The organism is Sphingobium sp. L-44 (assembly GCF_056859495.1).
On sequence record NZ_JBSXOQ010000083.1, the window covers coordinates 108,553 to 131,895 of the forward strand.

22 protein-coding genes and 1 pseudogene are annotated in these 23,343 nt (G+C 64.4%); 10 read left to right on the top strand and 13 right to left on the bottom strand.

All coding sequences use genetic code 11. The annotated features are described in order from the left end of the window. Window positions 1–6: 6 nt before the first annotated feature. Both AC13EK_RS10805 and AC13EK_RS10810 read right to left on the bottom strand, forming a co-directional pair. Window positions 7–753: a molybdopterin-binding protein gene (locus AC13EK_RS10805; protein WP_069337446.1), complete on the bottom strand. Its 747-nt coding sequence runs from the start codon at window positions 751–753 to the stop codon at window positions 7–9. Beyond that, on the bottom strand, window positions 750–1,439 hold the full coding sequence (locus AC13EK_RS10810) for a cytochrome b/b6 domain-containing protein (protein WP_234792394.1): 690 nt from the start codon (window positions 1,437–1,439) through the stop codon (window positions 750–752). Before AC13EK_RS10810 ends, AC13EK_RS10805 begins: the two co-directional genes overlap by 4 nt. A 290-nt stretch (window positions 1,440–1,729) precedes the next feature. On the opposite strand from AC13EK_RS10810, the gene AC13EK_RS10815 reads away from it, so the two are divergent. Both AC13EK_RS10815 and AC13EK_RS10820 read left to right on the top strand, forming a co-directional pair. Then, window positions 1,730–2,290: an outer membrane protein gene (locus AC13EK_RS10815; protein ID WP_037507272.1), complete on the top strand. Its 561-nt coding sequence runs from the start codon at window positions 1,730–1,732 to the stop codon at window positions 2,288–2,290. Window positions 2,291–2,616: 326 nt separating this feature from the next. Beyond that, complete coding sequence (locus tag AC13EK_RS10820; protein WP_004209879.1) at window positions 2,617–3,126, top strand: outer membrane protein; 510 nt, start codon at window positions 2,617–2,619, stop codon at window positions 3,124–3,126. A 52-nt stretch (window positions 3,127–3,178) separates the two neighbouring features. On the opposite strand, the gene AC13EK_RS10825 is transcribed toward AC13EK_RS10820, so the two are convergent. The 3 genes from AC13EK_RS10825 to AC13EK_RS10835 form a co-directional block, all read right to left on the bottom strand. Beyond that, window positions 3,179–3,601, bottom strand: a complete 423-nt coding sequence (locus AC13EK_RS10825; protein ID WP_069337445.1) for a hypothetical protein — start codon at window positions 3,599–3,601, stop codon at window positions 3,179–3,181. Window positions 3,602–3,684: 83 nt separating this feature from the next. Continuing rightward, the gene (gene rlmN, locus AC13EK_RS10830; protein WP_004209881.1) at window positions 3,685–4,944 is read right to left on the bottom strand and encodes a dual-specificity RNA methyltransferase RlmN; all 1,260 of its coding nucleotides are present in this window, start codon (window positions 4,942–4,944) and stop codon (window positions 3,685–3,687) included. A gap of 48 nt (window positions 4,945–4,992) precedes the next feature. Beyond that, window positions 4,993–5,496: a hypothetical protein gene (locus AC13EK_RS10835; RefSeq protein WP_026108758.1), complete on the bottom strand. Its 504-nt coding sequence runs from the start codon at window positions 5,494–5,496 to the stop codon at window positions 4,993–4,995. A gap of 171 nt (window positions 5,497–5,667) precedes the next feature. On the opposite strand from AC13EK_RS10835, the gene dnaN reads away from it, so the two are divergent. After that, window positions 5,668–6,780, top strand: coding sequence for a DNA polymerase III subunit beta (gene dnaN, locus AC13EK_RS10840; protein ID WP_004209883.1), 1,113 nt, complete (start codon window positions 5,668–5,670; stop codon window positions 6,778–6,780). 90 nt (window positions 6,781–6,870) lie between these two features. Then, window positions 6,871–9,468 carry an EAL domain-containing protein gene (locus AC13EK_RS10845; RefSeq protein ID WP_004209884.1) on the top strand — a complete coding sequence of 866 codons (2,598 nt, stop codon included), beginning with the start codon at window positions 6,871–6,873 and terminating at the stop codon, window positions 9,466–9,468. 43 nt (window positions 9,469–9,511) lie between these two features. Here the strand turns inward: AC13EK_RS10845 and AC13EK_RS10850 are convergent, their stop codons facing one another. Then, window positions 9,512–12,385 (bottom strand): TonB-dependent receptor, encoded by a 2,874-nt coding sequence (locus tag AC13EK_RS10850; protein ID WP_069337442.1) that lies wholly within the window; start codon window positions 12,383–12,385, stop codon window positions 9,512–9,514. A gap of 224 nt (window positions 12,386–12,609) precedes the next feature. On the opposite strand from AC13EK_RS10850, the gene AC13EK_RS10855 reads away from it, so the two are divergent. Next, the gene (locus AC13EK_RS10855) at window positions 12,610–14,214 is read left to right on the top strand and encodes a M20/M25/M40 family metallo-hydrolase (protein WP_069337441.1); all 1,605 of its coding nucleotides are present in this window, start codon (window positions 12,610–12,612) and stop codon (window positions 14,212–14,214) included. Between the two features lie 36 nt (window positions 14,215–14,250). Here AC13EK_RS10855 and AC13EK_RS10860 read toward each other — a convergent pair whose 3' ends face one another. Both AC13EK_RS10860 and AC13EK_RS10865 read right to left on the bottom strand, forming a co-directional pair. Beyond that, window positions 14,251–14,958, bottom strand: coding sequence for a 2OG-Fe(II) oxygenase (locus AC13EK_RS10860; RefSeq protein ID WP_069337440.1), 708 nt, complete (start codon window positions 14,956–14,958; stop codon window positions 14,251–14,253). Window positions 14,959–14,986: 28 nt separating this feature from the next. Further along, entirely contained in the window at window positions 14,987–15,742 is a 756-nt protein-coding gene (locus tag AC13EK_RS10865; RefSeq protein WP_069337439.1) for a class I SAM-dependent methyltransferase, read from the bottom strand. Window positions 15,743–15,964: 222 nt separating this feature from the next. On the opposite strand from AC13EK_RS10865, the gene AC13EK_RS10870 reads away from it, so the two are divergent. The 3 genes from AC13EK_RS10870 (at window position 15,965) to AC13EK_RS10880 (ending at window position 17,482) form a co-directional block, all read left to right on the top strand. After that, window positions 15,965–16,264, top strand: coding sequence for a hypothetical protein (locus tag AC13EK_RS10870; RefSeq protein WP_004209889.1), 300 nt, complete (start codon window positions 15,965–15,967; stop codon window positions 16,262–16,264). Window positions 16,265–16,380: 116 nt separating this feature from the next. After that, a complete protein-coding gene (locus AC13EK_RS10875) occupies window positions 16,381–17,055 on the top strand; it encodes a hypothetical protein (RefSeq protein ID WP_037518698.1) in 675 nt (224 codons plus the stop codon). 16 nt (window positions 17,056–17,071) lie between these two features. Continuing rightward, complete coding sequence (locus AC13EK_RS10880; protein ID WP_069337438.1) at window positions 17,072–17,482, top strand: Rap1a/Tai family immunity protein; 411 nt, start codon at window positions 17,072–17,074, stop codon at window positions 17,480–17,482. Between the two features lie 3 nt (window positions 17,483–17,485). Here the strand turns inward: AC13EK_RS10880 and AC13EK_RS10885 are convergent, their stop codons facing one another. Further along, window positions 17,486–18,613 (bottom strand): nucleoside hydrolase, encoded by a 1,128-nt coding sequence (locus AC13EK_RS10885; protein WP_375177955.1) that lies wholly within the window; start codon window positions 18,611–18,613, stop codon window positions 17,486–17,488. Between the two features lie 59 nt (window positions 18,614–18,672). On the opposite strand from AC13EK_RS10885, the gene pip reads away from it, so the two are divergent. Beyond that, complete coding sequence (gene pip / locus AC13EK_RS10890) at window positions 18,673–19,614, top strand: prolyl aminopeptidase (RefSeq protein WP_069337436.1); 942 nt, start codon at window positions 18,673–18,675, stop codon at window positions 19,612–19,614. Between the two features lie 23 nt (window positions 19,615–19,637). Further along, window positions 19,638–19,952, top strand: coding sequence for a hypothetical protein (locus tag AC13EK_RS10895; protein ID WP_069337435.1), 315 nt, complete (start codon window positions 19,638–19,640; stop codon window positions 19,950–19,952). A 12-nt stretch (window positions 19,953–19,964) separates the two neighbouring features. Here the strand turns inward: AC13EK_RS10895 and AC13EK_RS10900 are convergent, their stop codons facing one another. From AC13EK_RS10900 to AC13EK_RS10915, 4 genes and pseudogenes are all read right to left on the bottom strand, one after another. Continuing rightward, the gene (locus tag AC13EK_RS10900; protein ID WP_169862771.1) at window positions 19,965–20,285 is read right to left on the bottom strand and encodes a HigA family addiction module antitoxin; all 321 of its coding nucleotides are present in this window, start codon (window positions 20,283–20,285) and stop codon (window positions 19,965–19,967) included. Further along, complete coding sequence (locus AC13EK_RS10905; RefSeq protein ID WP_069337433.1) at window positions 20,257–20,541, bottom strand: type II toxin-antitoxin system RelE/ParE family toxin; 285 nt, start codon at window positions 20,539–20,541, stop codon at window positions 20,257–20,259. The genes AC13EK_RS10900 and AC13EK_RS10905 overlap by 29 nt, the downstream gene beginning before the upstream one ends. Window positions 20,542–20,746: 205 nt before the next feature. Beyond that, the gene (gene uvrB / locus AC13EK_RS10910; protein ID WP_069337432.1) at window positions 20,747–22,924 is read right to left on the bottom strand and encodes an excinuclease ABC subunit UvrB; all 2,178 of its coding nucleotides are present in this window, start codon (window positions 22,922–22,924) and stop codon (window positions 20,747–20,749) included. Between the two features lie 50 nt (window positions 22,925–22,974). Continuing rightward, window positions 22,975–23,205, bottom strand: a pseudogene (locus tag AC13EK_RS10915) (hypothetical protein); the annotation flags it as partial. Window positions 23,206–23,343: the final 138 nt, after the last annotated feature.

Consider the following 23,343-nt stretch of genomic DNA (forward strand, 5'->3'; position numbering starts at 1 on the left):
CGGCCGTCAAATACCTGCATACCAATCATAATTGGCGCGGTCTTCCCAAAAACCGCCCTTGCCCCGACCGATGGACAATAGGCTCTCGACCGCCTCGATCCGCATCAGATATTTGGCCTGCTTATAGCCCAGTTGCCGCTCCACCCGCAGTCGCAATGGCGCGCCATTGGCGACGCTGAGCGGCCGGTCGTTGAGCGCGAAGGCCAGGATGGTCTGGGGATGGAAGGCATCGATCAGGTCGATGCTCTCATAATAAGCGGTGCCGCCGCCCATGTCGTCGGCGCAGTGGAAGACGATATAGCGGGCGCGGTCGCGCAGGCCCGCGCCGTCGAGCAGCAGCTTCAACGGCACGCCGCGCCATTTGCCGATCGCGCTCCACCCCTCGACACAGTCATGGCGGGTGATCTGTTCGCGATGGGGCAGGGCGTGCAATTGCGACAGCGAAAGCGACAGGGGCCGGGCGACCAGTCCGTCGACGCGCAACCGCCAGTCGGCAAAGCCGCTGCGCCACAGCGCCTTGTAGGCCGGGGTGTTGGGATTGGCGGTGCCGTTCGCGCGGAAGAAGGGCGAAATCTGCTCGGGCCGGAATTCCTGCGCCAGTGCGTCGCGCGCCATGATCTTGCGCTGCGCCCATTGATGGAAATTGTCGGCGGAAAAGAGGATGTCGCGGGCCAGCGGCTGGCGCGCGATCCGGTCGCATCCCGCCAGCGTCGCGGTCGCGCCCAGCAGCAGGGTGCGGCGGGTCAGGATCATGGCCGGTCCTTAGGCAGGCGAGAGCGGCCGGTGATCATCGATCCTATCTCGTTCACCGGGCCGGCCAGCAGCACCATCAGCATATGGACCAGGAAGAAGGCGACCAGCGCGAAAGCGGTCAGGAAATGGATCGACCGCGCCGACTGGCGCCCGCCGAACAGGTCGACCAGCCAGGGCCAGGCGGCGTTCATGCCGGGCGACATGGTAAGGCCGGTCAGGATCAGCAGCGGCAGGGCGATGAAGAGGACGGCGATATAGCTCGCCTTCTGCAGCACGTTATAGCGCAGCGCCGCGGCGCCGGTGGGGAAGCGCAGCCGGGCATGGTCCCTTATGTCCTGCCAGACATGGCGCGGCGCCAGTTCGCCCCGACGAAAGGCCAGGTCGCGGGCGATATGGCCGCCGGCCAGACTCCAGATCATGTAGAAAAGCAGCGCGAAGGCGAAGATCGGCGCGGCGGTCAGGTGCCAGTGGCGCGACAGCGCCAGATTATAGAGGGCGGGCAGGGTGATCCAGCCGGGGAACCGGTCCAGCTCCAGCCAGGCATGGTCGAAATTGGCGCCATATTGCCCCCAATAGAGGCGGGGATGGGCGTTGAAGATGCCAAGGCCGGAGGTGAAGAGGATATAGAGCAGCAGCGCGTTCAGCCAGTGCCACAGCCGGGTGGCCAGGCGGTGGCGGCGGACCATGTCCCCTGGGGCGTAAGGCGGCTCCATGGGCATGACCCTATTGTCTTTCGTCGAAATATCCAGCCGCATCGCGGTCGTTCGCATGGCCAGGCCTGTCGTTGGTCGAATGGCCATGGTGCGCGCCGTGCGATTGCGATCAACGGCTGGCCCTGCAAGGGACTGATGAAGTCGACTTCAAAGAATTTTCGTACAGAAATTTGAATTGATAAAATTCCTCCACGAAACGGGAGTATAAACAAGGTCGCCTGTCACGATTTTCGGCGCTTCGACGCAGATATTGGATGGGTAATATGAAGAGTATCACGTTTTTTATCGCTTCGGCTGTTCTATGTTTTGTTTCTGCGCCTGCCTTTGCGCAGGATTATGCCCCTTTCACGGGTGCCCATGCCGAAATCATCACCGGCTATGATGTGGTCGATGCCAAGGGCGTCAAATCGGCCGACGGCCTGCTCTATGGCCTCAATGCCGGCTATGACTTTGCCCTGGGCGGCCTGATCCTGGGCATCGAGGGCGAGATTTCCGATTCCACCACCCGCCTGCATGTCGCCGGCGGCAAGAGCGAGACCGACCGCGATCTTTATGTCGGCGGGCGGATCGGCGTGCCGCTCGGCAGCAAAGCGCTCGCCTATGTGAAGGCAGGCTACAGCAATGCGCGGATGGAATATGAAGCCAGTGACGGCGAAGGCGGCCTGATCCGCGGTGGCGACAATGGCGACGGGCTGCGGTTGGGCGCGGGTCTGGAATATCGGATCGCCGAAAAGCTCTTCCTCAAGGGGGAATATCGCTATTCCGATTATGAGGCAGGCGTGTCGCGCCACCAGTTGGTGACGGGCATCGGCCTGCGCTTCTGATCGCCCGGAAACCGGGGCTTTCGCGAAGGGGGCGGCGGTCGGGCCGTCCCCTTTTTGCGGCCGGTCGTGCTGCAGACGCGTTGTCACACTTTTGCAACACAAGCCCTGAAATTGATTGAAATAAAGGCCTTGCCCCTTTGCAAGTGAGTTTGGCGATCCTAGATGGCCACTGCGCTCTCATGATGCAGAGGGGGCAGTTCCTCTCCGAAGTGTCGGAGAAGAATAAGCAGGAGGAAGTGTGACTCTATTTCATATTTTCCTAGCATCAAACCTGAACGCTAGATGAACAATTAAGTCGTAGCGTCATAATAAATATCGAGGACTTTATGAAGACTGTGATTTTCGCAGCGATTGCTGCTGCCGCCGCTGTTTCGGCCCCCGCTTTCGCTCAGGATGCTGCGCCGTTCACCGGTCCGCGCGCTGGCGTCACCATGGGCTTTGACAAGGCGCAGGGCGAAGACGGTTTCAGCTACGGCGTGACCGCCGGCTACGACCTCGCCGTTGCCAACCGCGTGACCTTCGGTCCGGAAGTGTCGTTCGGTGACTCGACCGTCGACGGCCAGGGCTTCGACGCCAGCCGCGACCTCGCCGCTTCGGTCCGTCTCGGCTATGTCGTGACCCCGCAGATCCTGGCGTTCGGCAAGGTCGGCTACGCTTCGAGCCGCATCGAAGCCGCTGGCGCCCACACCTCGCTGGAAGGCGTGCGTTACGGCGGTGGTCTGGAATATTCGGTGACCCCGAACACCTACATCTCGGCCGAATATCAGCGCACCGAGTATGAAGACAATTTCGGTGGCCGTGACGCTGGCGTCGTCGGCATCGGCTTCCGTTTCTGATCCCTCTCGATCGGAATATGGGGAAGGGCGGTCCGTTCGGGCCGCCCTTTTTTTATGTCGGCAGCGGCGTCCGATCGGGCGCGACCCAGGCCCGGCGCGCGGCCGGGCTCATCAGCGTCTCGCGCGTCCAGTAGGCGAAGGGCCAGTCCTTGTCGCCCAGCGGCGACGCCATCAGCGCCGCATAGGCTGCGGCCGGCGTCACATCGGCGGGCAGGCCGGCCAGCAACTGCCGGGCCATGTGCAGCGAGGCCTGGGTGATGGTCTCATGATAGCCGCTCGTGTCGCTGTTCACCCCGCCGACGCTTTCATTGTAGCGGCGGATCATGCCGGGCATGTCAATTTCGGCGTCAACATCGGGCCGGCGCAGGATCAGCCACAGCGCGGTGGCGAAATGGGCGCCATGGGTCCAGCGCGCCTTGGGCAGGGTGCAATCGCAAAAGCCGGTGCCCAGTGCTTCGATCTCGTCATCGGTCATCCTCATTCCCCCAAAAGAAAAGCCCCGCCGGTATGGGCGGGGCTTGTCGTCGCGCGGCATGCGCGCAGCCAGTCGTCCCCGGATTATCCGAGTGCGGCTTGCTTCTCTTCGGCCAGGCGCTTGAGTTCCGCCTTGCTCTTCTTCTCGCTCGCCGACTTGAGCTGGCCACAGGCGGCCATGATGTCGCGACCGCGCGGCGTGCGCACCGGCGCGGAAATGCCGCCTTCGAACACGATCGTGCTGAACGCGCGGATTCGTTCGGGACTCGAACATTCATAGTCGGTGCCCGGCCAGGGGTTGAACGGGATCAGGTTGACCTTGGCCGGCAGCTTGTACTTGCGGATCAGGCGGACCAGCTCATGCGCGTCGGCATCGCTGTCATTCTTGTCCTTGATCATCACATATTCGAACGTGATGCGCCGGGCATTGTTCGCCTTGGGATAATCGGCACAGGCCTGGAGCAGTTCCTCGATGCCATATTTGCGGTTGAGCGGCACCAACTCGTCGCGCACTTCCTTGGTCACGGCATGGAGCGAGACCGCCAGGTTGACGCCAATCTCTTCCGCCGCGCGCGCCATCATCGGCACGACGCCGCTGGTCGACAGGGTGATGCGCCGCTTCGACAGGGCCAGGCCATCGCCGTCCATCACCAGCTTGAGCGCGTCGCGGACATGATCGAAATTATAGAGCGGTTCGCCCATGCCCATCATCACGATGTTGGTGAGCATGCGGCCGTCCGCCGTATATTGCGAATCCTCGTCCGTCTCGTCGTCATTGGCGCTGGCCATGCTGCCCTTGGGCCATTCGCCCAGCGCGTCGCGTGCCAGCATGACCTGGCCCACGATCTCGCCCGGCGTCAGGTTGCGCACCAGTCGCATCGTGCCGGTGTGGCAGAAGCTGCAATTGAGCGTGCAGCCGACCTGGCTCGACACGCACAAGGTGCCGCGATCCGCATCGGGGATGAAGACCATTTCATAATCCTGGCCATCGTCCGAACGGAGCAGCCATTTGCGGGTGCCGTCGTTCGACACCTGCGCCTCCACCACCTGCGGCCGGCCGACGATGAAGCGTTCCGCCATCCACAGCCGCATCGGCTTGGCCAGGTCGGTCATCTTCTCGAAATCGGTTTCGCCGCGATGATAGAGCCAATGAAACAGCTGCTTGGACCGCAGCTTGGCGGCCTTTTGGTCGAGTCCTGCTTCTTCCAGCACGCCCTTCATCTGGGCGCGGGTCAGGCCCAGCATGTCGACGCGTCCGTCCTCACGGGGCGTCACCGCGCGGGGCACGGGCACAGGGTCGATAAGGCCGGGAATCGGCATGATGGGATTGGCGGCGGAATGCATGGCCGCGCACATAGTCGATTTTGCCGGATTTTTAAAGTGGCGTTGCGATCAGCGTAAACGGGCGCACCCCAGCGCTGCCGCGTCGATCGCCGTGGCCGCGCCGCGCAGCGCATAGCTGTCGGCAAAGGCGCCGCCCTTGGCCGATGTCGACTGCACGCTCATGCTGCTGGCGGAGCGCATCGCGGCGATGATCGCGGCATCGTCCTGCGGATTGGCGGCCCAGGCGTCGGCCTGGCCGGCGACCAGTGCGAAACGGCGGTCGCCGACGCTGAGCGAGACCCGCGCATTGGCAGCACGCGGGCGGCTGAGGCGGAAATGGACCTGGCCGCGGACATGCTGGCGCGGCCAGGTGCCGACGGCGGCAAAACCCTTGGGCGCATCGCCCGCGCGGCGCGGCACCGGCATGGCGATGGCGTAGCAGCGCGGGCCGTTCTGGCCGGCGCCGGGATCGCGAAACGCGCCCCAGCTTTCGAAAATGCCGAGCGAATCGCGCGCCATGGCCGGACTGGCGAGGATGACGAGCGGGATCAGCAGGGCGGGCAGGCGGCGCATGGTCCGGGCAAAGCGCAAGCCATCGCCATTTGCAAGCCCGGCTTCGTTTCGAAAGCGCGTCGAGGTGCTTGCCGCCGCCGACATAGCGGTTATGAAGGACCATCCATCATTGCCGCCGGGATTCGACCGAATCCTCGCCATCGACGCAAAAAGAACGGACAGAACAGGGACATGAAGGCCACCATCGAACGCGCAACGCTCCTCAAGAGCCTCAGCCACGTCCAGTCGGTGGTCGAGCGGCGCAACACGATTCCGATCCTGTCCAACGTGCTGATCGAGGCATCGGCGGATGGCGCGATCAAGCTGATGGCGACCGATCTCGACCTGCAGGTCGTGGAAAGCGTGTCGGCCCAGGTCGAACAGGCCGGCGCCACCACCATTTCCGCCCACACGCTGTTCGACATCGCCCGCAAGCTGCCCGAAGGCAGCCAGGTGTCGCTGCAGGCGGCCGACGGCAAGATGCTGATCCAGGCCGGCCGCGCCCGCTTCAACCTGTCGACCCTGCCGCGTGACGATTTCCCGGTGATTGCCGAGGGCGACCTGCCGACCAGCTTCGAGCTGCCGGCCGAGACGCTCAAGCAGATCATCGACAAGACGCGCTTCGCCATTTCGACCGAAGAGACGCGCTATTATCTGAACGGCATCTATTTCCACGTCTCGGACGAAGGTTCGCCGGTGCTCAAGGCCGCCGCGACCGACGGTCACCGTCTGGCCCGCGTCACCGTGCCGCGTCCCGACGGCGCCGATGGCATGCCGGGCATCATCATCCCCCGCAAGTGCATCGCCGAACTGCGTAAGCTGCTCGACGAGGTCGAGGGTTCGGTTCAGGTCAGCCTGTCGGCCAGCAAGATCCGCTTTGGCCTGGGCAGCGCGATCCTGACCAGCAAGCTGATCGACGGCACCTTCCCCGATTATAGCCGCGTCATTCCGACCGCGAACGACAAGCTGCTCAAGATCGATCCGCGCAGCTTCGAGGAAGGCGTGGACCGCGTTGCGACCATCGCCACCGAAAAGACCCGCGCGGTCAAGATGAGCCTCGACAAGGACAAGATCACCCTGTCGGTCACCAGCCCGGAAAATGGCACGGCGGCCGAAGAAGTGCCCGGCGCGTTCCAGGGCGAAGGCTTCGATATCGGCTTCAACGCCCGTTATCTGCTCGACATCCTTGGCCAGATCGACACCGACATCGTCGAACTGCACCTGGCCGATGCGGCCGCACCGACGCTGATCCGCGAAAATGATCGCAGCCCGGCGCTTTACGTTCTGATGCCGATGCGCGTCTGACCGGTCTTGCCGGGAGATCGCTGAATATCAGGGAATCTCCCGGACCCGGCGGGTAATCGCTTCTCAAGCTTTGCCGATTAGACGATCGGCATGGCTATTGTCCGCAAAACAGATACTGATGCGCCGGCCAGGACCGCGAGCCTGCTGGTTTCGCTGGGTCTGGCCGAAAGCGGCACGGAAGTCGCCGCCAACTGGCTGTCGCGCAGCTTCACCCATGTTGCCGCCCTGTGGCCGCTGATGCTGCTGGCCAAGCTGTGCGTTGCGGCGCTGCTCGGCATGCTTTCCTTCACCCGGCCGGAACATGGCGCCCTGCTGTGCGGCGTAGTGCTGATCGACGGCCTGCTGATGCTGGTGCCGCGCTGGGCGCTGTTCCGCAATCTGCGCCCCCATGTCCAGAACTGGCTGATGCTGCCCGCGCTCTTCTGCTCGGGACTGATCTTCAGCCTGTGGCTGGCGCAGGGTAATGGCGTGGCGATGCCGTCCGCTGTGCCGGAAATGGCGATCGCGCTGCTGGCGGTTTGCATCGTCGGCGACCGGCGCCTGCTGGGGCTCAGCTATTTCATGGGGGCGCTGCTGGTGGCCGGCATCGCCCATGCGGGCATGGTGCATCTGGGGCTGCTGGCCAGCTGCCTGGCGGTGATGGCGATCGCCACCCTGCGGCAGGCGGCGGCGGATCGTGAACGGGCGATCGAACAGCATCGGCAGGATCTCAAGGCGCAGCGCTCCGACCGACTGCTGGAGGAATATGAACAGTCCGGCCGCGGCTGGTTCTGGGAAACCGATCGTCACGGCCACATCACCTATATCTCCGCCACCCTGGCCGAACCGCTGGGCGTGGAAGCGGGCAGCCTGATCGGCCGGTCGCTGACCGACATCATCCAGCAGGGCGACCGGCAACAGGGCGATGGCGAGCGGACGCTGGGTTTCCACCTCTCAGCCCGGACCGGCTTTGCCGACATTGCGGTGCGTGCGGCGATCGCGCGCGAGGAACGCTGGTGGTCGATCTCGGGCGAACCGGTGTTCAACGAATATGGCCAGTTCCACGGCTTTCGCGGATCGGGCACCGACCTGACCGAAATGCGCCGCAGCCAGGCGGAAGTGACGCGCCTTGCCCAATATGATTCGCTGACCGGCCTCGCCAACCGCGTGCAGATGCTGCAGGCGCTGGAGCAGGCGGTGCTCGGCTCGCGCGGCAAGCAGGGCGAATGCGCGCTGATGATGCTCGACCTCGACCGGTTCAAGAGCGTCAACGACACGCTTGGCCATCCGGCCGGCGATGCGCTGCTGCGCCAGGTCAGCCAGCGGCTCCAGCGCGTGGTCGGCAATCAGGGGCTGGTCGGGCGCCAGGGCGGCGACGAGTTCAAGGTGCTGGTGCATGGCCGCCATGACCGCAACCGGCTCGGCCTGCTGGCACAGGCGATCATCAGCGCCCTGTCGCAGCCCTATTCGATCGAGGGCACGGGCGTGGTGATCGGCGTGTCGATCGGCATTTCCTTCTGCCCCGAAGATGGCGTCACCGCCGATGCCCTGATCCGCAATGCCGACCTCGCGCTTTACAAGGCGAAGGGTGATGGGCGCGGCGTCTATCGCTTCTATTCGGCCGACATGCACGCCGATGCGGAGGATCGCCGCCAGCTGGAACAGGATCTGCGCCACGCGCTGACGGCGGACGGCCTGCACCTCGTTTATCAACCGATCGTCAGTTCGACGACCGAGCGCATCACCGGCTATGAGGCGCTGCTGCGCTGGGATCATCCGGTGCGCGGCGCCATCTCGCCGGCATTGTTCGTCCCCATTGCGGAGGATAGCGGCCTGATCGCGCCGATCGGCGAATGGGTGATGCGCACCGCTTGTCGTGATGCGGCCCAGTGGGATGCTGGCATCCGCGTTGCGGTCAATGTCTCGGCGATGCAGTTCGCCAATCCCGGTTTCCCGACCACCGTGATGCAGGCCCTGGCGAGCGCGCAACTGGCGCCCGAACGGCTGGAGCTGGAAATCACCGAAAGCGTGTTCCTGAACGACAATGACGGCACCGACGCCATGTTCACCCGGCTCAAGGGGCTGGGCGTGCGGCTGGCGCTCGACGATTTCGGCACCGGCTATTCGTCGCTCGGCTATCTGAAGAAGGCGCCGTTCGACAAGATCAAGATCGACCAGAGCTTCGTGCGCGGCGCCGCGATCCGGGGCAGCCGCAACAGCGCGATCATCAAGGCGATCGTCAGCCTGGCCGAGGCGCTGGGCATGGATACCACGGCCGAAGGCGCCGAGACCCGTGACGAGCTGGACCTGATCCGGCAACTGGGGTGCAGCCATATCCAGGGCTATATCTATGGCCGGCCGATGCCCGCCGCGCAGGTGCTGGAAGGGCAGCGCGCCAATGGCGTCTCCGCCCGGTCGGAGGGCTTCCAGTCGAGCCGGCCCGAGCGCAAGGCGATGCTGCGCACGGTCGCCGTCCATCATGACGGCCATGTCTATAATGGCCGCATCCGCAACATCTCCGCCACCGGTGCGATGATCGAGGGGCTGTGGAACGTGCCGGAAGGCACGCAGTTTGCGATCGACCTGTCGGAGGGGCAGAGCGTCGATGCGACCACCCGCTGGTCGCGCGAGGACCGCATGGGGGTGGAATTTGCCGCCCCGATCGATCTGGCCCTGCTCCGCCCGCAGGCGCGCGCGCTGGCCGGATAGCGACACAGGCGGCCGGCCGGACATCGTCCGGCCGGCCGCCCTTTCAGAAGAACAGCTTGCGGAAGCTGACCGACACGGTCCGGCCGAGCGGGTCTAGATAGCCCGGCTGATAGCGGACCGGCGTGGCCCCGGTCGCGTCGGTCACGTCGCGGCGGGTGTTGAAGATATTGTCGATGCCTATCGACACGCGCGCGCCGCGCAGGAAGGGATGGGCCTTCACCAGGCTGGGCATCTGGCCGAAATTGGCGAACAGCCGCAGATTGGCGGTCGCCAGGCTGGCAAAGTCCAGCCGCGAACTGCCGCCCAAGGCGCCATCGACATGGGTGCCGCTTTCCCAGTCGACGCCCAGACGGCCGCCAATGCCATTGTTCACATAGCCGACCCGCGCCTTCAGCTCGTGGCGCGGCTGCCCGCCCGACGAGCCGACCGCATCGCCGTCGAGCAGGTTGAGTTCGGGCACGCCCGGCGCGATCAGGATGCTCTCGGTCAGGTGCCAGGTATGATAGAGGCTGAAGGTCAGCCGTCCGCCGGCCTGGCCGGCGCCGGGGCCACGGAAACCACCCGGCCCACCAAAGCCGCCGCCCGGACCACCGGGACCACCCGGTCCGCGCGGACCATCGCCACCGCCCTGCGCATTGTCGCCACCCTGGCCGCCATTCTGGCCACCGGGGCCATCATTGCCGCGCTGGTTGTTGTCGCCGTCGCCGCGGGGCGCGCTGTCATTGCCCTCGCCGCGCGGCGGACCGCCCTCGCGATTGCCCTCCGCGCCGTCGCGCGGGCCGCGATTGCCGAAGGCGGCGCGCATGTCCTGCAATTCCTTGGGCCGATCCTCGGGCTTGGCGCCGGCCGCGCGCCACGCCTCGATCACCTTCTGGATGTGCGACTTCAGCGAGATGGACAGGTCGAAGCCCCAGCGCAGCTGCTCGCTTTGCGAGCGCAGATAGTTGATCGGCCGCGCGTCGATGCTCAGCAACTGGCCATCCTCGTCGCGCATGAAGCGCTGCGGGAAGGCATTCTCGATCGCCGGCGTCGGCGTCGGGAAGGCGGAAATGGGGTTGCTGGTCCGGCTGTTGAGATAGGTCGCCGTCAGTGTCAGGTTCGGTTTCTCGAACGGCTTGATCCGGGCGTTGATGCGGAACTGGTCGCGCGTGCTGGATCGCAGGTCCGGGTTGCCGCCGGAAAATTGCGTGACGAACACGGTCTGGCCGGTGGCATAGTCGAACACCGACACGTTGGGCGTCGAAATCACCGGATCGTTGATCTGCGTGCCGGTCGGCGCTGACTTGTCCTGATTGGCCGACACCAGCAACTGCACCGCCGGCACCGGCCGCCAGCGTAGGCCATAGCCCAGCGTCGACAGCGTGCCGAAATCCGACAGATGCTGCGCCCCGGCGTTCATGTTGACGCCGACATCGCCGATCGCGCCCAGGAACCCCTTCGACCGGCTGGTCAGCGGTATGTCGAAACTGACCTGCCCGCTCGCAATCTCGCGATTATAGTCGAGGCCGCGTTCCACGCCCGACCGCACCGAATGGCTTTCAAAGCCATTGGCCGATCCCCCGACCCGCACCGACGTCATGACATTGCCGGCCGGCAGGGTCAGCAGCGATCCGCTGACCAGCAGGTCGCCGCCGATCGCGCGCGATTGCGACCGGGCGCGGTCGGTCAGGCGCGATTGCAGCAGGTCGGCGGTGAAGGTGCCATAGGGATTGACGCTGGCCGATCCGGCATCGAGCGCGGCCTGGATGCCGCCGGTGTCGACGCCGCGATCGGTGCGGGTGCGGGTATCGGAAATGTCGCCATTGCCGGTGAAGGACCATTGCCATGTGCCGCCCAGCCGACCGTTCAGCGTGACGCCGACATGGCCGGTGGTGCCGCGGATCTTCTGCCCCAGCGCGCCGGCCTGCTCCAGATAGCGATAGAGGCGGACATCGTCGCCAAAGGCGGAGAAGGGATTGCCGCCGGGCAGGGTGAGGGCGGCGGCCGACAGGCCCTGGAGCGAATCATTGTCGGACAGTTCCAGCCGGCCGTTGATCGTTGCGGATACGCCGCCCAGCGCGCGCGCCAGCGTCGCGTTGGCGGAGAAATTCTCGGTCGCGGGGCTGAGCGTGCGATATTTGCTGAGATTGCTGACGCTGGTCTGGTTCGCGCCGGCGACGAAATCATTGAGGCCGGGGGCGCCATTGGCGGCGCTGCCGGGCACGCTGGCCACCGTCACGGTCTGGCCGGCGGTGGCCGACAGGGCCGGGTCGATCTCCGCTCCGCGGTCGATCGCGGTGATATTGCCGGCCAGCGAATAGGGCATGCTGGGCGCCGCGGCATTGATGCCACGCTCGCTCTCCAGCAGATTGTCGGCCCGGCTATATTTGACGTTCAGCGTCAGCCGATTGTCGCCTCGGATGCGCAGCACGCCCACTTCGCCCTGGCCATTTTCGCGTCCGCCATCGGTGGTCGTGCCACCGCGCAGATCGACCGTGGTCGCGCGGAAACGCTGGCGCAGGACGATGTTCACCACCTTCTGCGTCGGCGCATAGCCATAGGACAGGGCCACTTCCTCGGGCAGGATGTCGACCCGCGACACTGCTTCGGACGGCAGGTCGGAAATTTCCGAGAAGCTGGAAATGCGCTTGCCGTTCAGCAGGATGACCGGCGTGCCATTGGTCTGTGGCGACAATTCGGTGATGATTTCGGAAATCGACGTGACGCCCAGCGCTCGGACATCGGCGGGCGACAATTGCTGTTCGGGCTTGATGTCGCCGGGCACCGCGCCGCGCTGGACCGCGCCGGTCACGACAATCTCGTCGCCCTCGTCCATCTGGGCCGGCGGCCCCTTCTGCTCGGCCTCCTGCGCCATCAGCGCGCCGGGCGCCGCGCCCAGCATCAGTGAAAACAGCAGCAGCGACGTCGTCTGGCGCACGGAAATTTACCCCTAATCTGGACCCTGACAGGATCTCGTTTAGGCCGCACTTGTCGCAAAAATCTGGCAAGGCAAAGACAGTTTTGTCGCAAAGTGTAACGGCGCGTCACATGGTGCAACGAATGCGTGTTCGGGGCGTGATCGGCCTCACTTGCGATCACGCGTCAGTCGGGCATAGACGGGCTTTCGCGGCCGCGCCTGACGGCCGGACGAAGGGGGATTATATGCGCCATTCCATCATCCTGCTGCCCTTGCTGTGCCTGGCCGCACCGGTCGCCGCGCAGCAGCCCGACGATCTCAACCGCGTCATCGACGAAGGGCTGAACCACAGCCAGGTGATGCAGATCGCCCAGCATCTGACCGACGATATTGGCGGGCGCATGACCAATTCGCCGCAGATGCGGCAGGCGGAGGCCTGGACCGCCGACCAGTTTCGCCAATGGGGCCTGTCCAATGTCCGCAAGCAGGGCTTTCGCTTCGGTCGCGGCTGGTGGATTGCCGGTTCGTCGGTCAGGATGATCAGCCCCCGCCCGATCCAGCTCACCGCCATCCCCGTCGCCTGGACGCCGCCGACCAATGGCGTATTGAGCGCGCCGATCATCGTTGCGCCGATGAAGAAGGAGCGGGATTTCGACGCCTGGCGCGGCAAGCTCGCCGGCAAGATCGTGCTGGTGTCGCTACCCGGCACGGGCGACGAGCCGAACGAGGCCGCCTTCCAGCGGCTCAAGGGCGAGGATATCGAGAAGCTCGACAAGTTCGAGCAGCCGAAAAATGATCCAGCGTCGCTGGAGCGGCTGATGAAGCGCCTCAGCTTCGCCCGCAAGCTGGAGGCTTTCCTGAAGGCCGAGGGGGCGGTCGGATGGGCGCGGCAATCCTATCGCGACGGCAAGTTGCTGCATGGCGAGGGCTATGATTTCGGCGTCAGCGACACGCCCGCGCTGCCCGGCGTCGAGATCGCGGCGGAGGATTATCGCCGTCTCGCCCGCTTGGCCAAGACCGGCCCGGCGCCGGTGCTGGAAATCAACAGCGACGTCCGTTTCGACGACAGCGACGTCAACGCCTACAATATCCTGGCCGATATCCCCGGCAGCGATCCCAAGGCCGGCTATGTCATGGCCGGCGCGCATCTCGACAGCTGGGTTGCGGGTGATGGCGCGGCGGACAATGGCGCGGGCAGCGCCATGATCATGGAGGCTGCGCGCATCCTGAAATCACTCGGCATCAAGCCCAAGCGCACGATCCGCTTCGCCCTCTGGTCGGGCGAGGAACAGGGGCTGTTCGGCTCGATGGCCTATGTCGACGAATATCTCGCCACCCGCGCACCGGGGCCGAAGGAGGAAGAGGGACGGGAGGAAATGTATTTCCGCTACAAGACCCGTTTCCCGATCACGCCCAAGCCCGGCTATGCGGACCTCAAGGCCTATTTCAACATCGACAATGGTTCGGGCAAGCTGCGCGGCCTCTATGCCGAACGCAATGTCGCCGCCGTCTCGCTGCTGCGCGAATGGCTCAGCCCCTTTGCCAGCATGGGCGCTAGCAATGTCGTGTCGCAGCCGACCGGCGGCACCGACCATGAATATATGCAGGCGATCGGCGTGCCGGGCTATCAGTTCATCCAGGATCCGCTCGACTATGAAAGCCGCGTCCATCACAGCGGCATCGATACCTTCGATCATCTGAAGGCGGAGGATATGCGCCAGGGCGCGGTCGTCCTCGCCGGCATGCTGCTGCAGGCCGCGAACAGCGACAAGACTTTGCCGCGCATGCCGCTGCCGACCCAGCCGGCGGTCAGCGATCCGTTCAAATATGAGGATCCGGCGCTGGATTGATTCAAGAGAGGCGGGGCGGCGGCGTCGCCGCTCCGCCTAGCTCTGGGCGTCGTGAAAGATGATGCCCAGCGTGTGGCGCATGCCGGACAGGAGCCGGCTGACGCCATGACGCATCTGCACCCGGTGGATGCCGCGCGTGCCCATCACCGGCCGCTCGCGCACCGGGAAGATCACGGCATCGCCCTTGCGCAGCGGCACCATTTCGGGCCGCGACTGCATGCGCGGGCGTTGCTCGGTCAGGATGAAGGCGCCGCCGGTGAAGTCCGCCTCCGGCTCCGACAGCAATATCGCGGCCTGCAACGGGAAGATGGTCGCGCCATAGACATCCTGATGCAGCGCATTCCAGTCGCCCGCCTCATAGCGCAGCAGCAAGGGCGTCGCCTTGTCCTGGCCGCCAAGCGCGCACTGGTTCAGGAAATCGACGTGACGGGCGGGGTAGAGCGCATCGCTCCCCAGCATCGCCGCCCAGCGATTGGCGACCTGCGCCAGCGGCGGATAAAGTGCCTCGCGCAGCGCGGCGACCGGCTCGGGCAGCAGGTAAGTGAAATAGCGATAGCGCCCCCGGCCATAGCCATGGCGCGCCATCACCACCTCCTTGCGGAAGGCATGGGGCTGGTCCCATAGCGCGACGATCGCGTCGCACTGGTCCGGGGAAAGCAGGGCAGGCAGGCGCGCGGCGCCATGAAGGTCAAGGTCATTGAGGTCCATGGCGCGCAGCATGGGCGGCGCGGGGCACGGCGTCATCCCGCGCCTTGCGTTCAAATCCTGCGGATCATTTCGGCTTGCGGAAACGGTAGAGGAAACGGTCGGTCTTGCCGCGAATGGCGGGATCGAACACCAGCTTGCTATGATCGTCGGCGGGGTTGGCGAGCAGCGGGCTCTGCGCCTCCAGCACGAATCCGGCGCGCAGGAAATCGGCCTTCACCACCGCCGGATCGATCCGGTGCAGTTTGTCCACGACGGCGCGGGTGTCGCCCGCCGGGCCGACATGATCGATGATGCCGACGATCCCGCCCGGTTTGGTCGCGGCATAGAGCGTCTTCACGAAGGCATGGGGGTCGGTGCGCGGAATGCCGAACTTGTCCGACTGCCAGTAGAGATCATGGTAGCTCAGATTGATGATGCTGAAGTCGAAACTGTCGGGCGCCGCCGCGAAGGTCTCGAACGGATAGCGCACCCAGTCGACCTCCGGCCGGCGCGCGACCAGTGCCGCCCATTTGGGCTTCTCTTCCTCGCTGGCGTAGAATTGGCTGGGCTCGAACCCGGTCACCTTGCCCTTGGCGCCGACCGCATCGGCCATGATCTCCGCCCAATAGCCCGATCCGGTCATGATGTCGGCCGCCTTCATGCCGGGCTTGAGGCCCAGGAAGGCCAGCGTCTCGGCCGGCTTGCGGCTTTCGTCCAGCGCCCGTGCGTCGGCCGGACGCTTTGGATCGGCCACGGCGGCGGCCAAGTCGGTCTTGGCAAGGGCGATGATCGGCGTGGACAGGGCAAGGCCGCTCAGGGCCAGGGCAAGCATCAGGCGCATGGATTGTCCCCTTATGGAAGGCGGGCCAGCATGCGCTTGATCGCGCGTCCGTTCAACGATCCGCGCCGATGCCGGTCGATCGATTCCGGTCGTTGGTCGAAGGGCGGGGTAGGCCTGCCGCGTCCACTCGGCTCTCCACATGCACGTTCAGGCCCAATCATATTGTCATGGTTAACGGGCTCGGCTTGGGACGGCGCGGGGGCAGATGATAAGGAGAAAATGATGTCGCACCCGATGAAATTAGCCCCCATTGCCATGGTGTTGGTGGGCTCGCTGGGGCTGGGTGGCTGTGCCACGAAATCCTTCGTGCGCGAACAGGTGGCGACCGTGAACCAGCGCGTCGATGCGCTCGACGCCAAGCTGCAGACCACCGACGGCACGGCACAGCAGGCTCTGGCCCAGGCCCAGTCGGCAGCCGGTCAGGCCCAGAATAACGGTCAGCGCCTCGATCAGTTGAACGCCCGCGTCGACGGTGTCGAGCAGCAGATGCGCGAAGCCAAGACCAAGCGCGCCAGAAACTGATCGCGCAACTGGTCACGTAGCCGATCAAGCTACCGATCCGGTCGGGCTGGTCCCGATCCTGTGCCGGCGCCCCCGCTTCATGGGGGCGCCGGCCCCATTCCCGGATATGCTCATCCATGCACAAATTCCCATGGGCGCTGGCGATGCTGGCGCTGTTCGGTGTCTCTCCCGCGCTGGCGGCCGCGCCAGAAGCGCCCGTGTCCGAGAAGCCAGCGCCTGAAACGCCGCGATCGCCGGATGCGCGCCGGGTGATCGACTGGATTGCCGCGACCGGCGACAATCACGGCTTGCCCTATGCCATTGTCGACAAGCAGGCAGCCCATGTCTTCCTGTTCGATGCCAAGGGCAAGGCGCTGGCCGATGCGCCGGTGCTGATCGGCATCGCGACCGGAGACGATGCCACGCCCGGTGTCGGCAAGAAAAGCCTGGCGGAGATCGGCCCGGCGGAAAAGACCACGCCGGCAGGCCGCTTCCTTGCCAAATTCGGTCTGGCGGCGGGCAAGCAACGCGTGCTGTGGGTCGATTATGCGACCTCGGTCGCGATGCACACCATCCCCAAGGGCAATCCCAAGGAAAAGCGGCGCGAGCGCATGCTGTCGCCGACGATCGACGATAATCGCATCACCTTTGGCTGCATCAACGTGCCGATCGCCTTCTATAATCGCGGCTTGCGCCCGCAATTTCTGAAAAAGGGCGGCTATGTCTATGTGCTGCCGGACACAAAGCCGCTCGAAGCGGTTTTCCCTCCCCTGCATGTCCAGTCTTATCGGAAGGCGGACGCATCCTCATAAGGCAGGAGGCACGCGCATGATGATCGGGAGGGCAAGTGGCCTGATACTGGTCGCGGCGGCGGGTCTGGCGGCGGGCAGCGCACAGGCCGGCTTCTATTCGGGCGAGGCGCTGCTGGAAAGCTGCACCGCCGACCGCAATGCCAAGGATTTTTTCGAGAAAAGCTATGAATGCGTCGGCTATGTCGCCGGCGCGGTCGATGCGTTCAACACCACGCGCGAGGTGAATGGCCTCAAAAGCTGCATCCCCGCCGATGTGACGCTCAACCAGTTGAAGGGCGCCACCGTCGACTATCTGCGCGCCAATCCGGACAAGCGCAGCCAGTCGGCCTCCGCCCTGGTCTTCACCGCCACGCGCCAGGCCTGGCCCTGCCCCAAGGCAAAGGCCCAACCCAGCATCAGGCCCAGCGTGAAGAAAAAGCGGAAATAGCGCTTATTGCGCGGCCTTGCGGACGGGGCGCATATAGAGGCGCGCCATCGCTGCCTCCATCTTCGCCCGGTCGACCGACAGGATCACGCGCTGCGCCTGTTCGCCCAGATGCGGGCGATAGGATTCCGTCCAGGACAGGGTGTCGCCATAGGCCGCCGTCTGGCTGGTCTCGAAATCGACCCACAAAGTCTCGTCCTTCGTCACGATCTCCGGATTGAGCCAGGCCATGGCGACGATCTCGTCCCACATCGGATAGCCCGGCTCCAGCCCGGTCTGGAACAGATGGGTCAGCGGCGTGTGGGCGGGCTTCAGCCCGTCGAGGAAGGCGCGGGTCCATTGCGTGCCGGTGGACGGATCGACCGGGATCATCGTGATCTTCTTCCACGGCGCATGGGCAAAGATCTTCGCCGCTTCGGGATCCCAGCGGATGTTGAACTCGCGGCGCGGCGAGTTGACGAATTCGCGGGCGAACTGCTCGGCCGACGGCCCTTCCAGCACCTGATGCGGCGCCAGGCTGCCACCCATATAGAGGATTTCCTTCACATTGGCGGCAAAGCTGGGGTCCAGGCTCTGGGCGATCGCGATATTGGTCATCGGCCCGGTCGCGAACAGGGTGATCTCGCCCGGATGCGCCTTCACCATCCGCACCAGGAAGGCGGCGGCAATCTCTGCGCTCGGCTTCGTCCTGGGGTTGCCGATCGGCAGGTCGGGCACCTTGGTCGGGTCGGTCGATCCGGGATGTTCCTGGATCGTGTCGCCCGGCCAGTAATCGGTCCACGGCCCCTTGAACACCAGCCGGCCATATTGGCCTTCCCAGCGCTTGGTCGCCTCGGCGCTGTTGAGCAGCGGGAAGGTTGCGCCGGGCACCACCGGCACGTCGGTCCGGCCCAATATCTCCAGCGTCCGCAGCGCATAGGCGGTCGCCGTGTCGCGCCACACCGATCCGCTGGTGGTGGTGATGCCCAGCACCTCGACATCCGGGCTTTGCAGCAACAGCAGCGGCACGCCGTTGAGGCCGATCATGTCGTCGTCGACGATCACCAGCCGCTTGGGGCTTGCTGGCGCGGCGGGCTTGGCATTCGCGCCCTGCACGCCCAGCATCAGCGCCAGCGCGCCCAGCATGATCTTCATCGTCCGCATTGCGTCAAACCCCCATTTCGCTTCGTCCCGCCGCCTGTTAGGACGGTGTCATGCGCAGCCTCTATCCGCCGATTGAACCCTACGCCACTGGTCATCTTGACGTAGGCGATGGCCACAGCCTCTATTGGGAACGGTCCGGCACGCCGGGCGCCAAGCCTGCGGTCTTCCTGCATGACGGGCCGGGCGGCGGCATATCGCCCGATCATCGCCGCCTGTTCGATCCCGCCCGCTATGACGTGCTGCTGTTCGACCAGCGCGGCTGCGGCCGATCGACCCCGCACGCCCATCTCGATGCCAACACCACCTGGCATCTGGTCGCCGATATCGAGCGCTTGCGCGAGATGATGGGCGTCGACCAGTGGCTGGTCTTCGGCGGTAGCTGGGGCTCGACCCTGGCACTGGCCTATGCGCAGGCGCATGTCGCGCGCGTCACTGAACTGGTGCTGCGCGGCATCTTCACCATCCGCCAGTCAGAGATCGACTGGTATTATCAACAGGGCGCCAGCCGCATCTATCCCGACAAGTGGGAACGCTTTGTCGCGCCGATTCCGGAAGGCGAGCGCGGCGACATGGTCGGCGCCTATCGCCGCATCCTGACCGGTGACGATCGCGCCGCGCAGGTCGCCGCCGCCAAGGCCTGGAGCGTCTGGGAGGGCGAGACGATCCGCTTGCTGCCGGATGAGGCGCTGTCCGCCACCCATGAGGGCGATGATTTCGCGCTCGCCTTCGCCCGGATCGAAAATCATTATTTCGTCCATCGCGGCTGGCTGGAAGATGGCCAGTTGATCCGCGAGGCGGGCAAGCTGGCCGACATTCCCGGCGTCATCGTCCAGGGCCGCTACGACATGGCCTGCCCGGCCGAAACCGCCTGGGCACTGCACCGCGCCTGGCCGCAGGCGCGCTTCGAAATGATCGAAGGCGCCGGTCATGCGTTCAACGAACCGGGCATATTGGACGCGCTGATCCGCGCGACCGACGGATTTGCGGCATGATGGAAGGAAAAGATGTGCGGACTATGATGCTTCTGGCGACGGCACTGTTTCTCGCCTCCTGTGGTGGCGGCGATGAGGTGACGGCGGTCGAGAACCGGAACATGCCCGACACCGGCGCAGCGGCTGAAGTCGCCAAGCTCGACCCCGACCTGCGCAACGGCGTGCTGGAAAAGGCGATCAAGGCATCGGGCGTCGCCTGCCCCTCGGTCACCGGCTCGGAACGCGCCGAGGTGCGGCCGGGCGTCAAGGGCTGGAAGGCCCAGTGCAACAACGACACGGCCCATCTGATCGAGATCTTGCCCGATGGCACCGCGAAGGTGACCAGCCGGACGCATTAAGCGGGAAAGGCGTCAGGCGGCGCGCGGGACGATGCGATCCAGTTCGCCGTTCAGCGCTCGCTTGGCTTCCAGCAGTTCATAGTCGATCTGGAGGCCCAGGAAAAAACCTTCAGACATACGGAAATAGCGGGCCAATCGAAGGTCGAGTTCACCGTCCATTGGATGGTCGCCGTCAATCACGGCCTGCACGCGATCCACCGGCAGACCGATCGCGGTGGCCAGCTCCACCGTGGTCATATCCAGCGGTTCCATGAACTCCAGCCGCAGCATTTCGCCGGCATGCGCATTATGCAGCCAGTCAGGATTATCGGTAGTGGTTGGTGATTTCGACATTATGCGCGTGTCCGTCTTTCCAGACGAAGCATATACGCCATTGCATGTTGATGGAAATTGAATGTTGCCCAGCCCGGTCCTCGCTCAGCGCATGAAGGCGATTGCTGGGTGGGTTACGCAGGTCGTCCAGGGTGCGGGCGCGGTTGAGCAGCTTCAATTTAGAAAGCGCGCGGTCCTGCATATCCGAAGGCAGCTTGCGGCTGCGTTCACCATTCCAGATTTTTTCGGTCTCGGGATTGGCGAAGGAGCGGATCATCGGCTTGTCCTGAATTCAGAGCAAGCCTTTTCATAGTCCAAAATAATGATGTGTCTACAAGAGGGTTTTGTCGCATCGGCCGACTTTTTACCACCTGCAAGTATCTGTAAAATATAGAAAAAAGCCTGCGATTCCTCTAATTTCAGTTAACCATAAAGTTAATAAATTCAGCATCTTAGGTTGCAAATTTTGTCGAATTGAGCGCCTAAAATTTTCTTTGCGTCTTCCCGAATCGACCTTTCCGTGTGCCCGGCTTGCCCTCGGTCGCGCGGCCGCGCGGGGCGGCCACCTGCTGGTCCGCCGGCAGGCCCAGTTCCTCCGCCTCCAGCTTGCGGATCTCGTCGCGGATGCGGCCGGCTTCCTCGAACTCCAGGTCTGCCGCTGCCGCGCGCATCTTCTTCTCCAGATCCTCGATATAGGCGCGCAGATTATGGCCGACGAGATGCGGGCGATCCTCCAGCCCCGTCTCGACCGTGACCTGATCCTTGCTCGCGACATGGGCGATGATGTCGCCGATATTTTTCTTCACGGTGAAGGGCGTGATGCCATGCGCATCATTATAGGCCTGCTGCTTTTCGCGGCGGCGTGACGTCTCGTTGAGCGCGCGCTCCATGCTGCCCGTCACCCGGTCGGCATAGAGGATGACGCGGCCGTCCACATTACGCGCGGCGCGGCCGATCGTCTGGATCAGCGATGTCTCGCTGCGCAAAAAGCCTTCCTTGTCCGCGTCGAGGATCGCCACCAGCCCGCATTCGGGAATGTCGAGCCCTTCGCGCAGCAGGTTGATGCCGATCAGCACGTCATAGACGCCCAGGCGAAGATCGCGGATCAGCTCGATACGCTCCAGCGTCTCGACGTCGCTATGCATGTAGCGGACCTTGATCCCCGCCTCATGCATGAATTCGGTCAGATCCTCGGCCATCCGCTTGGTGAGCGTGGTGACGAGCGTGCGATATCCCTGCGCCGCGACCTTGCGGCATTCGTTGATCAGATCGTCGACCTGGTCCTCGACCGGTTTGATCTCGACCGGCGGGTCGATGAGGCCGGTGGGGCGGATCACCTGTTCGCTGAACACGCCGCCGGTCTGCTCCATCTCCCACGGGCCGGGCGTCGCCGAGACGCTGACCGTCTGCGGCCGCATCGCGTCCCATTCATTGAAGCGCAGCGGCCGGTTGTCGATGCAGCTCGGCAAACGGAACCCATATTCGGCCAGCGTGATCTTGCGCCGATGGTCGCCCCGCGCCATCGCGCCGATCTGCGGCACGGTCTGGTGGCTTTCATCCACGAACAGCACGGCATTTTCGGGCAGATATTCAAACAGCGTCGGCGGCGGTTCGCCGGGCAGGCGGCCGGTCAGGAATCGGCTGTAATTCTCGATCCCCGCGCAACTGCCGGTCGCCGCGATCATCTCCAGGTCGAAATTGGTGCGCTGTTCCAGCCGCTGCGCCTCCAGCAGCTTGCCCTCGGCCTCCAGTTCCTTCAGCCGCTCGGTCAGCTCGAAGCGGATCGCCTCCATCGCCTGCTTCAAGGTCGGGCCGGGGGTCACATGGTGGCTGTTGGGAAAGACCTTCACATAATCGAGGCTGGCGACCTTCCTGCCGGACAGCGGATCAAACTCGACAATCTCCTCGATCTCGTCGCCAAAGAAGCTGATGCGCCAGGCCGTGTCCTCATAATGGGACGGGAAGATTTCCAGATTGTCGCCCTTCACGCGGAAATTGCCGCGCGCAAAGCCCGCGTCGTTGCGCTTATACTGGAGCGCCACCAGCTTGCGGATGATCTCGCGCTGGTCCTCGATCCCGCCCTTCTTCATGGAGAAGGTCATCGCCGAATAGGTCTCGACCGACCCGATGCCATAGAGGCAGGAGACGGACGCGACGATGATGACATCGTCCCGCTCCAGCAGCGCACGGGTGGCCGAATGGCGCATCCGGTCGATGCTTTCGTTTACCGAGCTTTCCTTCTCGATATAGGTGTCCGACCGCGCGACATAGGCTTCGGGCTGATAATAGTCGTAATAGCTGACGAAATATTCGACCGCATTGTCGGGGAAGAAGCTCTTGAACTCGCCATAGAGCTGCGCCGCCAATATCTTGTTGGGCGCCAGAATCAGCGCTGGCCGCTGCAGCGCCTCGATCGTCTTGGCCATGGTGAAGGTCTTGCCGGACCCGGTGACGCCCAGCAGCACTTGGTCCTTCTCGCCCTGCTTGGCCGCCGCCACCAGTTCGGCGATCGCGGTCGGCTGGTCGCCCGATGGTTCATAGTCGCTGACCAGGGTGAAGGGGCGTCCACCCTCGCTCTTCTCCGGGCGCGCGGGCCGGTGCGGCACGAAGTCCTGGCCGGTTTCGGGTTCGTCAAGGCTGGTGCGGATCTGAATCGACATGGGCGTAATATGGGGCCTTTGGGCAAGGGCGCAATCCGCGCCCTGGCAAGTCAGGGCTGCAATTCGAACGCGCTCTTGGGCGGCGGCGGATAGACGACCGGCTTGTCGCCGAACCGTGCGCGCAAGGCGGCTTCGCGGCGCTCGCTATCGATCACTTCGACATCCACCTCTTCAGGATATCGGAAGCTGACATGAAATTTCTTCCCAGTGATCATATATTCCAACACCGACCAGCGCATGTTGGGGCCGTCGGGTTCCAGATACCAGGCTTCCCAAAGGTTAGCGTCCGCGCTCGTGGTGTAATTTCCGGTGTAGATTGAGGTGATCGCATGGGGTTGGGCATGCCCAACCCCATGCGATTTCGAACTCGGTGGCCACCGGGCTCATCGGTAAGGTGGAGTTACCACACTTCACACGCC